Here is a 13,639-nt window from a genome sequence, read left to right on the forward strand (position 1 = left end):
GTCATTGCGAGGAGCCGACGGCGACGCGGCAATCCAGAGTTGCGCAAGGGCGCCGTGGACTGCTTCGCTCCGCTCGCAATGACGAGGCTTTGGAATAGTCCCGCCTCGCTAGACTTCACGCCCCTGCCGCCTTACATGCGCGGGATATGGCGGATCGCTTCACCAAGATGCACGGACTGGGCAACGACTTTGTCGTGATCGACGCGCGCGCGGCGCCCGTCGCGATGACCCCGGCGCGCGCGCATGCGATCGCCGACCGGCGCCACGGCATCGGGTGCGACCAGTTGATCCTGCTCGAACCGTCGACCCATGCCGACGTGAGGATGCGCATCTTCAATGCCGACGGCGGCGAGGTCGAGGCGTGCGGCAATGCGACGCGCTGTGTCGCGACGCTGATCGGCCAACCCGCGGTGATCGAGACCCTGGGCGGCATGCTGCGCGTGACGCCGGCCGACGGCGGCGCCGAGGTGGTGCTGGGCGAACCCGAATTCGACTGGGAGCATATCCCGCTGGCGATGCCGATGGACACGCGCGACATGCCGGTGGCGTGGGACGAGCTGGAGCATGGCGCGGCGGTCAATGTCGGCAACCCGCACATCGTCTTTTTCGTGCCCGAGGCCGATGCGGTGGACCTGGGCGAGCTGGGGCCGCGGATCGAGACCGATCCGCTGTTCCCCGAACGCGTCAACGTCAATGTCGCGAGCCTCGACGGTCCCGACCGGCTGCAACTGCGCGTGTGGGAGCGCGGCGTCGGGCTGACGCAGGCGTGCGGCACCGGCGCCTGCGCAACGGCGGTCGCGGCGATCCGTGCCGGCAAGGTCCAGTCGCCCGTGACGGTGTCGCTGCCCGGCGGCGACCTGATCATCCGCTGGGGCCCCGGCGAGCCGATCGTGATGAGCGGCGCCGCAACGCGGGTGTTCGAGGGCGAGACCGACTGGGCCCAGTTCGGATGAGCACAGCGGTGATCGACGGCCCGACGGTCGTCAATTTCGGGTGCCGGCTGAACATCGCCGAGGGCGAAGCGGTTCGCAGCGCGGCGACGGCGGCCGGCGCGCGCGATACGATCATCTTCAACAGCTGCGCGGTGACCGACGAAGCGGTGCGGCAGGCACGGCAGGCGGTGCGGCGCGCGCTGCGCGAGCGGCCCGAGGCGAATGTGGTGGTGACCGGTTGCGCGGCGGAGCTGGAAGACGAACGCTTTGCGGCACTGGGTGCGCGGGTGGTGCGCAACGACGCCAAGGGGTTGACCGAGAGCTATGGCGCCGGGGCGCCGGTCGCGCGCAGCAAGAGCTATTCCCCTGCCCTGTCGGGCGCCGACCATGCCCGCGCCTTCCTCGGCGTGCAGACGGGTTGTTCGCACAGCTGCACCTTTTGCGCGACGGTGATCGCGCGCGGGGCGGCGCGATCGGCGAGCGTCGATGCCGTGGTCGAAAGCGCGAGCCTCGCGCTGGCGCGCGGGCAACGCGAGATCGTGCTGACCGGGGTCGACCTCGCGAGCTATGGCGACGACAGCGGCACCACGCTCGCCGCGCTGATCGAGGCGTTGCTGGCGCTGCCGATCGAACGGCTGCGGCTGTCGTCGCTCGACCCGAACCGGATCGACGATGCGCTGTTCGCGCTGCTGGGCGGCGAAACGCGGGTTATGCCGCATGTCCACCTGTCGTTGCAGGCGGGCGACGATATGGTGCTGGCACGGATGAAGCGGCGGCATCGGCGGGCCGAGGTCGTCAACCTCGTCGCGCGGCTCAAGGCGGCGCGACGGGAGATCGCGATCGGCGCCGACCTGATCGCGGGCTTCCCGACCGAGGATGACGCGATGTTCGCGAACAGCCTGGCGCTGATCGACGAATGCGACATCGTCTTTGGCCATATCTTTCCCTATAGCGCGCGCGCCGGGACCCCCGCCGCGCGGATGCCGCAGGTCGGACGGACCGTGGCACGCGAACGGGCGGCGATACTGCGCGAAGCCAATGCGCGGCGGCGGCATGACTGGATGGACGGACTGACAGGAATGAGGACGAATATGCTGGTCGAACGCGACGGGCGGAGCGGCCATGGCGAGAATTTTGCGGGGCTGATGCTGGACGCTGACGCGGTGCCGGGGAGCATCGTGCCGGTGCGGATCGGCGCGCGCGACGGCGACCGGCTGGCCGCGGAGATTGCAGCATGAGCGGCGCGAGCTGGAGCGAACGGCTGTTCGGCGGGCTCAAACGCACGTCGGAGAAGCTGGGCGAGAATCTGGCGGGGCTGACCGGCAAGGCGCGGCTCGACGAGGACGATCTCGACCGCATAGAAGAGGCGCTGATCACCGCCGACCTGGGGCCCGCGATGGCGGGACGCATCCGTGAGCGGCTGGCGGCGCGGCGTGACGCGGTCGCGAGCGGGACCGAGGAATTGCGCAAGATCGTCGCCGAAGAAATCGCGGCGGTGCTGCGCCCGGTCGCCGAACCGCTGGAAATCGACGCCTTTCCGCGCCCGCAGGTCATTTTGGTGATCGGGGTCAACGGATCGGGCAAGACCACGACCATCGCCAAGCTGGCGCATCTGTTCCAGGAACAGGATTATGGCGTGATGCTGGTTGCCGGCGACACCTTCCGCGCCGCCGCGATCGGCCAATTGAAGGTCTGGGCCGAACGCTTGGGCGTGCCGATCATGGCGGGTCCCGAGGGCGGCGACGCCGCGGGGATCGTGTTCGACGCGGTGAAGCAGGCGACCGCGACGGGTATCGACGTTTTGATCGTCGACACCGCCGGGCGATTACAGAACAAGCGCGAGCTGATGGACGAACTCGAGAAGATCAAGCGCGTGCTCGGCCGGCTGAACCCCGCGGCGCCGCACGATGTCGTGCTGGTACTCGATGCGACGACGGGGCAGAATGCGCTGGCGCAGATCGATGTGTTCCGCGAGGTCGCGGGGGTCACCGGCCTCGTCATGACCAAGCTCGACGGCACCGCGCGCGGCGGCGTGCTCGTCGCCGCGGCCGAGCGCCACGGGCTTCCCATTCACGCGATCGGCATCGGCGAAACCATCGACGATCTTCGTCCGTTCGATGCCGACGAGATCGCGGGCATCATTGCAGGAAATATCAGATGAGCGACACGCTCGAGCAACTGCCGACCGGCCCCGAGGCCATTCCCGCGCCGCCGCCCGCCAAGCATGGCTGGCTCAATTTCGTGATCGACTTTGCCCCGCTGCTGATCTTCTTCGCGGTCTACAAGCTGAGTTCGGGCGGCACCGGCGCCTTTGCCGCGACCACGGCGGCGATCAAGGGCACCGTCGCCTTCATGATCGCGATCGTTGCCGCGATGATCATATCGAAGTGGAAGCTGGGCAAGATTTCGCCGATGCTGTGGCTGTCGAGCATCCTCGTCATCGGTTTCGGCGCGCTGACCGTCTATTTCCACGACGAAAGCTTCATCGTGATGAAGCCGACGATCATCTACGGCGCCTTCGCCGCGCTGCTGCTCGGCGGTTATTTCGCTGGCAAGCCGATGCTCAAATATCTGCTTCAGTCGGCGCTCGACGGGATCACCGAGCGCGGCTGGATGCTGCTGTCGCGAAACTGGGGCCTGTTCTTCCTCGCGCTCGGCGTCGCCAATCACATCATGTATGTGCTGATCCAGCGGGGCCAGTTCAGCTTCGACACATGGCTGACGATCAAGGTGTGGGGGATCACCGCCCTCTCCTTCCTGTTCACGCTGACCCAGTTGCCAGTGATGATCAAGAACGGCCTCGCGCTGCCCGAGGAAGCGGCGACGGACAAGAGCTGACCAGCCTATCCTCCCTGTGGCGCAGCCATGGGGAGGTGGCAGCGGCGTAGCCGCTGACGGAGGGGCTATGGCGCAAGGTTGCCCGCCCCTCCACCCCTCGCTTCGCGAGCGCCCCCCTCCCCATCGCTTCGCGACAGGGAGGATCCTATGCAGCAAGCTTGAGCCTTGCCCCCGTCGCTGGCATAGCCTTGCCCGGGCACCGGGTCGCGCCGCGCCTCATAACAAGCGAGGGGGACTTTCATGGACAAATTTTTCGGTAATCTGCACGCCGTGCTGGGCGCGGGCCTGGTGCTCGCGATCATCCTGATGCTCGGCCTCAACGGCCAGAATTTCGAGGACGGCATCGCCGCGGGCAACGCGATCATGCGCTGGCTGCACACCTTCTTCGGCGTGCTGTGGATCGGGCTGCTCTATTACTTCAACTTCGTCCAGATCCCGACGATGCCCAAGATTCCGGCCGAACTGAAGCCCGGCGTGTCGAAGCATATCGCGCCGGCCGCACTGTTCTGGTTCCGCTGGGCAGCCGCCGCGACGGTGGTGCTGGGCCTCGCGATCGCGGGTCACGCCAAATATCTCGTTCCCGCGCTGACGCTGCAGGATCCGTACAAGCTGATCGGCGTCGGCATGTGGCTCGGCCTGATCATGGCGTTCAACGTCTGGTTCCTGATCTGGCCGAACCAGAAGAAGGCGCTGGGCATCGTCGCGGCCGACGATGCGACCAAGGCGGCCTCGGCGAAGACCGCGATGATCTTTTCGCGGACCAACACCCTGCTGTCGATCCCGATGCTGTATGCGATGGTGAACTTCAGCTGATCTTGATCCCCCTCCCGTTTGCGGGAGGGGCTAGGGGAGGGCATGTCGAGGGCCGTGGGCTTGTGCGAAACAGGCCCTCCCCCGACCCCTCCCGCAAGCGGGAGGGGAGATTATTCGCCCTCGACCGCCGCCTTGTGCATGCGGCCGTTGAGCACATAATGCGCGACGCCGGCCTGCATGCCCGCGGCCTGTTCGTCGCCGATCTCGCGCACGCGGCGCGCCGGCGAACCCGCCCACAGTTCACGGCCGGGGATTTCCTTATTCTCGGTGAGTAGCGCCCCCGCGGCAAGCATCGCATCGCTGCCGATCCGGCAACCATTCATCACCGTCGCTTTCAGCCCGACGAACGCCCGGTCTGCCAGCACGCAGCCATGGACCATCGCGAGATGGCCGATCAGAACATCCTCGCCGATGATCGTCGGATAGCCTTCCGGGCGGTGCGGCATCGGGCCGTCGCAATGGACGACGGTCCCGTCCTGGATGTTCGAGCGCGCGCCGACGACGATATGGCTGACATCGGCGCGCAGCACGCAATTATACCAGATGCTGACGTCGGGGCCGATCGTCACGTCGCCGATGATCCGGCAACCGGGCGCGATGAAGGCGCTGGGGTCGATCCGCGGCGTCTTGCCGTTGACCGTGATGATGCTGATGTCGGTTCGAGTCATTCGCTGCGGCCTCCGATGATATTCTTCCAGATCAGGATCGGCAGAGTCGAGGCATAATCATCGGTCCATCGCGCAAATCCCTCGCGTGCCTCGAGCGGTACCCAGACGCCGTTGTCGAACGCTTTTTCGCGCGGACGGATGCCCCCGGTCAACTGCACCATCCGCTGCGGCGTCGCGGTAAAGGCGACCCAGTTCGACCCCGTGAGCGCGCTCGTCGGATCGTCCTGCCCGGCGGTATCCATGCGAATCGCGGCGGTCCACCCCCGCGCCTTGGCTTCAGCCGCGAGCACGGGCTCCAGATCGAAGAACCGGTTCGAGATATGGATGAGCAGCACCCCGTCCGGTTTCAGCGCGCGGGCATAAATGCCGATCGCTTCCTCGGTCAGCAGATGGAGGGGGATCGCATCCGACGAGAAGGCGTCGATCACAAGGATATCGAACTGCGCCGGGGGCCGTTTTTCGATCTGCAGCCGCGCGTCACCGATGACGATCGGCGTGTCGCCCGCGCAGTTCGAAAGGAAGGTAAATTTCGACGGGTCGCGCGCGATGTCGACCATCACCGGGTCGATCTCGAAGATCGTCCATTGCTGGCCGGGCTTGCGATAGCAGGACAGCGTGCCCGCCCCCAGCCCGACGATGCCGACCGCGGCATCGGGGCCGGCAAGTTCGTTGGCCTTGTCGAGCGTCAGCCCGACCCCCGACTGATGGCCATAGTAAGTGGTGGGTTCGATCTCGCGTCCGGGCTCGGTTCGCTGAAGCCCGTGCAGCGTGGTGCCGTGCGCAAGGCGCCGCTGATGATTTTGCGGGTCGTCGGTGACCGTATAGACGCCGAAATAACTGCGCGTCCGCATGCCATGCTCGCCCTTTTCGAGCGTATCGACCCCGCCGACCCCCAGCATCAACAGCGCGAGCGCGGTGACATAGGCCCAGCGCCAGCCGATGACGAGCAGGCCGATGAGCAGGATCAGCCCCGCCCAAAGGCCATTGCTGCCCTGGAAGGTGCCATCCCAGCCCTGCGCCAGATTCCAGCAGGCGAAGGCGGCGACGAGCAGCATGACGATGACGAAGGGCAAAGGCCTCCGGACCTTCAGCCATTCGTTCCACGGCAGGAAGGCGGGCAGCGGCAGCAAGGCGGCCGCCGCGAGCACCAGCAAGGGATGTTCATAAACCCAGTCGAACAGCAACGGCGCAAACAGCGCCGCAAAGAGGCCGCCGACCACGCCGCCCGCCGACATGACGAGATAGAAGAGCGTCAGATGCTGCGGCGCGGGGCGCAGATGGTGGAGATAGTCGTGGAGCGCGGTGGCGACGACGAACAGCATGACGAGGCTCATCAGCGCGACGAGCATCGACCCGCCGCCGGTGCTGAGCAGCGCCTGTCCGCCCGCGATCAGCAGCACCGCGGGCGCGAGCACGCGGAAGGTCTGCTTGAGGGGATCGGCGTTGGAAAAGGCGACCACGAAGCTGAGCAGATAGAGGCCGAGCGGCAGCACCCACAGCAAGGGCATGGCGACGATGTCGGTGGTGAGGTGCGTCGTCGTCGACAGCATCAACCCCGACGGTACGGCGGCGATGAGCAGCCAGTGGAGCTGGCGCCGCAGCGTCGGGCGCGGTTCGTCGGCGACGGGCGCGGTATCGGCGGCCGCGACCGCATGGCTGCGCCAGCGCGCCGCCCCAGCGGCAGCGACGAGCCCGACAAGCAGTGCATAGCCTGCGGTCCAGCCCCAGCTTTGCGCCGCGAGCGGCAGATTGGGTTCGACGAGCGCGGGATAGGAGATCAGCCCCGCAAAGCTGCCGAGGTTCGAGGCGGCGTAGAGATAATAGGGATCGCCCGCACGGGTGTCCGCGGCGAACCAGCGCTGGATCAGCGGCGCCTGCGCCGAGACCGCGAAAAACACCGGGCCGATCGAGGCGAGCAGCAAGAGCGGCACCCACAGCGCCTCTTGCCCCGGCGCCGGCGGCGCGATGGCGGCGATGCCGATCGGCAGCCACAGCGCGGCGAGCAGCAGCAGCGCGACATGGATCATCGCCTGGCGCCGCACCTGGAAGCGACCGAGCCAATGCGCATAGGCATAGCCGCCGAGCAGCAGCGCCTGATAGACCAGCATCGCGCTGTTCCACACCGCCGGGGCGCCGCCCAATTTGGGCAGCACCATGCGCGCGACCATCGGCTGGACCTGGAAGAGAAGGAAGCTGCCGACCAGGATGGTCAGCACAAAAAGCCAGCGCCGCGGTGTTGCCGTCATTGTCGGGTCGGTCCCTTGTTCAAACGGAGAGGCTCAGTCGGAAAGGCCCAGGCGGAGCGGATCATGCGCCAAGCAGTCTCGCCGCGTGGAGCGCATGATAGGTCAGGATGCCCGAGGCGCCGGCGCGGCGAAAGGCGAGCAGGGTTTCGAGGACGAGCGCGTCGCGGTCGCCCGCGCCGGCCGCCGCCGCGGCCTCGATCATCGCATATTCGCCCGACACCTGATAGACGAAGACCGGGACTTCGAAGCGATCTTTCACCGCACGCACGATGTCGAGATAGGGCAGCCCGGGCTTGACCATCACGCTGTCGGCGCCCTCGGCAAGGTCCATTTCGACCTCGCGCAGCGCCTCTTCGGCGTTGGCGGGGTCCATCTGATAGCCCTTTTTGTCGCCCTTCAAGAGGCCGCGCGAGCCGACCGCGTCGCGGAACGGGCCGTAGAAGGCCGAGGCATATTTGGCGGCGTAGCTCATGATCTGGACATGGCCGAAACCCGCGCCCTCGAGGGCGGCGCGGATCGCGCCGATGCGGCCGTCCATCATATCGCTGGGGGCGATGATGTCGGCGCCGGCGCGCGCCTGATTGAGTGCCTGTCCGACAAGCACCTCGACCGTCTCGTCGTTGAGGACGCGGCCATCGTCGTCGACCAGCCCGTCCTGCCCATGGCTGGTATAGGGGTCGAGCGCGACGTCGGTGAGCACGCCGATGGCGTCGCCATGCGCCGCCTTGATCGCGCGCACCGCGCGGCACATGAGATTGTCGGGATTGAGCGCCTCGGCGCCATCCTCGCTGCGCCGGTCGGCCTCGGTATAGGGAAAGAGCGCGAGGCACGGGATACCCGCGGCGATGGCATCGCTTGCGCGTTCGACGATCAGGTCGACCGACCAGCGCGACACGCCGGGCAGGCTGGCGATCGGTTCCTCGACGTCCTCGCCGGCGCAAACGAACAGCGGCCAGATGAGGTTGGCGGGGGTGAGGTGATTTTCGCGCACCATGGCGCGGCTCCATGCGGTGCGGCGGGTCCGGCGCAGGCGGAGGTCGGGAAAGGTGGCGCGAGTCATGGCGCGTGCATAGCGGGGTGATGGCACAGGGCCAATGGATATTGGCTATTAAGGCCCCTCCCCTTCGGGGGGAGGGGTAAGCTGGTCAGATGCCGCCGCCGACGCGTTTCGATGCAACGTCGGACAGGCTCCCGAGCTTCGGCGCTTCGGCCTGCTTCGCTGCCACCGGGGTCAGCGCGGCGCCCGGAGTCACCGCGGTGAGCTGGCGGATACGGGCGCGGAAGTCGGCGAGCGCCTTGCCCTCGAGCTGCGCGCGGGTGACGAAGCTCGCAGTCGCGGGGTTCACCGCGACGCCGTTGCGATAGACTTCGAAATGGAGGTGCGGGCCGGTCGAGAGGCCGGTCGAACCGATATAGCCGATGACCTGGCCGCGGTTGACGCGCTGGCCGGGGCGGACCGCGATGCGGCTCATATGGCCGTAGCCGGTGCCGACGCCGCCGCCATGGCTGAGTTTGACGAAATTGCCGAAGCCGCCATGGCGTCCGGCGATCGAGACGACGCCGTCGCTGACCGCATAGATCGGCGCGCCATAGCCGCCGCCGAAATCGACGCCGCTGTGCATACGCTTGTAACCGAGGATCGGGTGGCGGCGCATGCCGAAGCCCGAGGTCTGGCGGCCGTTGGTCGGGCGGACCATGCCGCCGCGCGTCTCGCCGGCGCCCGATGCCTCAAACCATTGCACCCGGCCGTCGACATTCCATTCGATCATCGACAGCTTCTGCTTTCCGCCGCGCACGAGTCCGGCATAGAGCAATTTGCCGACTTCGCTCTCGCCGGTTTCGGCGCGGCGATAGTCGACGATGATGTCATATTCGTCGCCGGCACGGACATCGCTGGCGACCGAAATCTGTTTGCCGATGACGCGGAGATAGGCCTGGATCGCCTCGGGCGGGGCGCCGGCGGCGCGCGCCGAGCGATAGAGGCTGTCACCGACGCGGCCGCGGATGCGCAGCGGCGTCGCGTCGACCGCGATCGGAATGCGGCGCATGACGAGGCGGCCATCGACGCGCTCCATCTCGATACGCAGGTCGAAGCGTGCACGCATCGCGAGCGCGTCGACCGGGCGCGGCATGGTGCGCGCGGCGCGGCGGCCGAGGATCAGGTCGATGCGCGTGCCCGGTGCGATGTCGGCGAGCGGCACCGCGCCCGACACCTGGCTCGCGAGCGCCTGCGCATCGGCGCTGCCAACGCCCGAGCGTTCGAGCAGGCGCGCGAAGCTGTCGCCGCTGCCCAGCGTGGCGGTGAGTTCGATTTGCGGCCGTTCGGGGGTCTGGGTGAGCGGGCGGACGGCGTCGGTCGCCGCCATGTGCCGCCCGGTGTCGCCGCCGAGCGCGAGCGGTACGATCATCTGCGCCCGGGCTTCGTTGAAATCGGCGGCGGCGAGCGCCGGAGCGCCGCCGGCCTGCAGCGGCTGGATGCCGGGAAAGGTCGAAATGGCGGCGGCGCACAGCGCGGTCAGCGTCGCGAGCCCGCGCCACCATGTCCGCGACCCGATATCGTCGCCGAGGTCGGGCGCGAGGTCGAGATTGGCGAGCCGGTCGCGCCAGCCTTCATGCCATTTGAGGTCGGGGGCGGGGTCGACGACGCCGTTGCGTCCGAAGGATATCGCCTGCGTCATCGACAGCGCGGCGGCATTGCCGGTCATGCCCGCGATGGGTTCGTGACGCTGGAACAAGACTGCAACCCCCACTCGGATCGCCGCTCCCGCCTCCCGCGCGAACGCCGCCGATGTTGTTTCCGACTGCTCGTCTGTAAAGAAAGGTCGTTAAAGTCAATTTAATGGGCCGGGGCACGAAAGCGCTTGCGGCGAGCCGTGGCCGAGGTGGGATATGACGTGAAACAAAAGAAAATGACCTTTCGCGGCGCCATCCGTCGATCCGCTGTTGCACCGCAACGCGGGCCATGCCAGCTTGGCCATTAAGAAAATGTCGTCTCCCGCATCCAGCCCGGTCAAGGCCGTCCTTGGCCCCACCAACACCGGCAAAACCCATTTGGCGGTCGAGCGCCTGACCGCCCATTCGAGCGGCATGATCGGCTTTCCGCTTCGCCTGCTGGCGCGCGAGGTTTACGATCGCGTCGTCCACATCAAGGGGCCGAAGCAGGTCGCGCTGGTCACCGGCGAAGAGCGGATCATGCCGCCCGACGCGCGCTACCTGCTCGGCACGATGGAAGCGCTGCCCATCGAGCGCGACGTCGCCTTCGTCGGCATCGACGAGGCGCAACTTGGCGCCGACCCCGAACGCGGCCATGTCTTCACCGACCGGATGCTGCGCGCGCGCGGCCGCGAGGAGACGATGATCCTGGGGTCGGCGAGCATCCATGGCCTCGTCCGCGACCTGGTGCCCGAGGCCGAGATCATCACCCGGCCGCGTTTTTCGACCTTGAGCTATGCCGGGACGTGCAAGCTGTCGCGGCTGCCCAAACGCTCGGCGGTCGTCGCCTTCTCGGCCGAGGAGGTTTATGCGATCGCCGAGATGCTGCGCCGCTTTTCGGGCGGCGCCGCAGTGGTGATGGGGGCGCTGTCCCCGCGCACCCGCAACGCGCAGGTCGAAATGTTCCAGGCCGGCGAGGTCGACTACCTTGTCGCGACCGACGCGATCGGCATGGGGCTGAACCTCGACGTCCAGCATGTCGCCTTTGCGAGCCTGCAGAAATTCGACGGGCGGCGGCTGCGGCGGCTGACGGTGTCGGAAATGGCGCAGATCGCCGGGCGCGCCGGGCGGCACCAGCAGGACGGGACATTCGGGACCGTCGGCCTGCCGCAGGGCGGCTTCACCCCCGAGGAGATCCACGCGATCGAGGGGCATCATTTCCCGCCGCTGCAGAGCGTCTACTGGCGCGAGCCCAACCCGGGCTATGCGACGCTCGACCAGTTGCTCGCCGACCTCGCGCAGCCGCCGTCGCACCCCCGCCTGCGCGCGGCGCCCGAGGCGGTCGACCTGGCGGTGCTCAAGCATCTGGCGGGAGACATGGAGGTCCGTGCGCGCGGCGGCGATTTCGATGCGGTGGCGCGATTGTGGGACGCCTGCGGCCTGCCCGATTTCGAGCAATTGGGCGCCGAGCATCATAGCCGCACCGTGTTCAAGCTGTGGCAGTGGCGGACGAGCGGCGACGGGATGATCGACCCCGACTGGTTCGCGAAGAAGCTTGCCCGGCTCGACATCGTCGAGGGCGACATCGACCAGCTCGCGAGCCGGATCGCCGCGGTGCGCACGCTCTGTTTCATCGCTCAGCGCGGCGACTGGATCGCCGACGCGGCGGGCTGGACCGCGCAGACCCAAATGCTCGAGACGCGGCTGTCCGACGCGCTGCACGCCGCCCTAGCGCAGCGCTTCGTCGACCGGCGGCTCGCGCTGCTGATCCGCGATGCAGGGCAGCGCCACGCCGCGCTGCCGGTCGCGGTCGGCGCCGACGGCACCGTTGCGGTCGACGGCGAGGCGATCGGGACACTGAAAGGGTTTCAGTTCAAGGTCGATGCGCAGGCGCGTGCGAGCGACCATCGGCTGCTGCTCGCGGCGGCGGAAAAGCATCTGCGCGCCGAGATGGCGCGGCGGGCGACCGCGCTCGCCGAGGGCGAGGATGCGGCGCTGGCGCTGGTCAGCGTGGCGGGCGAGACGCCGCGAATCGCCTGGCACGGCGATGTCGTCGCGACGCTCGCCAAGGGGCCGACTTTGGTCCAGCCGGCGATCCTGATCGAACCGGCGTTGCGCCGGCTCGAAGTGCCGCAGGTGCAGGCGATCGTCGAGCGATTGCAGCGCTTCGTCGCGGCGCAGCTCGCACGCCACGCCGGCCCGCTTGCGGCGATGGGCGAAGCCGCCGGCGACCTGTTCACCCCGCCGCGCACGCGCGCGCTGTTGGCGGCGCTTGTGGATGGTGGCGGCTTTGTTGCGCGCACGGGCGTCGACGAGCAACTCGCCGCGATGAGCACCGAGGAACGCCCGTTGCTGCGCAAGATCGGGCTGACGATCGGCTCGCTCGATCTGTTCCACCCCTTGCTGCTGAAACCCGAGGCGGTGCGCTGGCGCGCCGCCTTGCTCGCCGCGCAGCAGGGTGGGCGCCTGCCCGTGCTGCCGCCGCATGGCGCGGTGTGGCAGAAGGACGGCCCCGTCGTCGGGCTCGGCATCGCGGGGTTCCGCCGCTGCGGCGAAGGCTGGCTGCGCATCGACATGGCCGAGCGCCTGGCGCGCCAGGCGCACGCGGCGCGATTGCAGGCCGAGGCCAAGCCGCCGGCACCGATCGCCGGTGGCGACGAGCATGACGAGAATCATGGCGGACACGAGGTCGCGTCGGCCCCGCCGCCCGCCGGCTTCGCGATCGACCCGGCGCTGGCGACCTCGCTGGGACTCGACACCGGCGCGCGGCGCGGGCTGCTCCAGGCCTTCGGCTTTCGCAGTGTCGGCGAGCCCGAACTCGACCGCTGGCGCTGGTCGGGACATCGCGGCCGCGACAAGAAGCCGCGCCGCAAGCAAGGCCGGCGCCCGCACCCGGCGCGGCCCGACGCGGCGGCGAAGACCGGCCAGCCCGTCGTGGCGCCCGCCAAGCCGCGCAAGGACAAGCGGCACAAGACGGGCAAACCGGGCGGCGCGCCGCCGCCCCCGCCGCCACGGCCGGATCGCCCCGACCGCCCGGCACGACGCGGACCGTCACCGCACAGCCCCTTCGCGGGCCTCGCCGCGATGCTGGCGGATGCGCGGAAGGATTGAATGACCCACCCGAGCGCCACGGGGAGCATCCGGCTCGACAAGCTGCTCTGGTATCTGCGCCTGGCGCGTTCACGCAGTCTGGCGCAAGCGATCGTCGCGGCGGGGCATATACGGCTCGACGGGCGGCGCGTGACGCGCGCCTCGTGCCCGGTCCACGCGGGGCAGGTCCTGGTGCTGCCGGTCGGCGAGCGGATCGAGGTGGTCCGCCTGCTCGCCCTCCCCGACCGCCGCGGCCCCGCATCCGAGGCGCAAGCCTGCTATGTGCGGCTGGGCAGCGACACGTCGGCTATCGGCAACCAATCTATCGACGCGACCAGAAAAGCTGTGCCGTCAAACGGCGGCGGCGCGCCTATCGAGTGAGAGTGATTCGCAACTACCC

At 68.3% G+C, this 13,639-nt stretch carries 11 protein-coding genes; 7 read left to right on the forward strand and 4 right to left on the reverse strand.

What is annotated here, in order from left to right; translation table 11 throughout:
• The first annotated feature begins 146 nt into the window (after nt 1-146).
• The 5 genes from dapF (at nt 147) to AC3WS4_RS18950 (ending at nt 4,583) form a co-directional block, all read left to right on the forward strand.
• Nucleotides 147-953, forward strand: coding sequence for a diaminopimelate epimerase (dapF, locus tag AC3WS4_RS18930; RefSeq protein ID WP_492737375.1), 807 nt, complete (start codon nt 147-149; stop codon nt 951-953).
• Complete coding sequence (locus tag AC3WS4_RS18935; protein ID WP_492737377.1) at nt 950-2,170, forward strand: MiaB/RimO family radical SAM methylthiotransferase; 1,221 nt, start codon at nt 950-952, stop codon at nt 2,168-2,170. The genes dapF and AC3WS4_RS18935 overlap by 4 nt, the downstream gene beginning before the upstream one ends.
• The gene (gene ftsY, locus AC3WS4_RS18940) at nt 2,167-3,093 is read left to right on the forward strand and encodes a signal recognition particle-docking protein FtsY (protein WP_056345454.1); all 927 of its coding nucleotides are present in this window, start codon (nt 2,167-2,169) and stop codon (nt 3,091-3,093) included. The genes AC3WS4_RS18935 and ftsY overlap by 4 nt, the downstream gene beginning before the upstream one ends.
• Nucleotides 3,090-3,770, forward strand: coding sequence for an inner membrane-spanning protein YciB (locus AC3WS4_RS18945; RefSeq protein ID WP_492737379.1), 681 nt, complete (start codon nt 3,090-3,092; stop codon nt 3,768-3,770). Before ftsY ends, AC3WS4_RS18945 begins: the two co-directional genes overlap by 4 nt.
• A 240-nt stretch (nt 3,771-4,010) precedes the next feature.
• Entirely contained in the window at nt 4,011-4,583 is a 573-nt protein-coding gene (locus tag AC3WS4_RS18950; RefSeq protein ID WP_492737381.1) for a urate hydroxylase PuuD, read from the forward strand.
• A 110-nt stretch (nt 4,584-4,693) separates the two neighbouring features.
• Here AC3WS4_RS18950 and AC3WS4_RS18955 read toward each other — a convergent pair whose 3' ends face one another.
• From AC3WS4_RS18955 to AC3WS4_RS18970, 4 genes are all read right to left on the reverse strand, one after another.
• Nucleotides 4,694-5,251 carry a gamma carbonic anhydrase family protein gene (locus AC3WS4_RS18955; protein ID WP_187142193.1) on the reverse strand — a complete coding sequence of 186 codons (558 nt, stop codon included), beginning with the start codon at nt 5,249-5,251 and terminating at the stop codon, nt 4,694-4,696.
• On the reverse strand, nt 5,248-7,497 hold the full coding sequence (locus AC3WS4_RS18960; protein ID WP_492737383.1) for a spermidine synthase: 2,250 nt from the start codon (nt 7,495-7,497) through the stop codon (nt 5,248-5,250). Before AC3WS4_RS18960 ends, AC3WS4_RS18955 begins: the two co-directional genes overlap by 4 nt.
• Before the next feature lie 61 nt (nt 7,498-7,558).
• A complete protein-coding gene (hemB, locus tag AC3WS4_RS18965) occupies nt 7,559-8,557 on the reverse strand; it encodes a porphobilinogen synthase (protein WP_492737385.1) in 999 nt (332 codons plus the stop codon).
• A gap of 85 nt (nt 8,558-8,642) precedes the next feature.
• The gene (locus AC3WS4_RS18970) at nt 8,643-10,202 is read right to left on the reverse strand and encodes a M23 family metallopeptidase (protein WP_187142204.1); all 1,560 of its coding nucleotides are present in this window, start codon (nt 10,200-10,202) and stop codon (nt 8,643-8,645) included.
• A 280-nt stretch (nt 10,203-10,482) separates the two neighbouring features.
• Between AC3WS4_RS18970 and AC3WS4_RS18975 the strand changes: the two genes are divergently transcribed.
• Complete coding sequence (locus AC3WS4_RS18975; RefSeq protein WP_492737389.1) at nt 10,483-13,260, forward strand: helicase-related protein; 2,778 nt, start codon at nt 10,483-10,485, stop codon at nt 13,258-13,260.
• Nucleotides 13,261-13,620, forward strand: a complete 360-nt coding sequence (locus AC3WS4_RS18980) for an RNA-binding S4 domain-containing protein (RefSeq protein WP_492737391.1) — start codon at nt 13,261-13,263, stop codon at nt 13,618-13,620.
• Nucleotides 13,621-13,639 lie beyond the last annotated feature (19 nt).

The organism is Sphingopyxis sp. EU05-FHT14B03 (assembly GCF_058790875.1).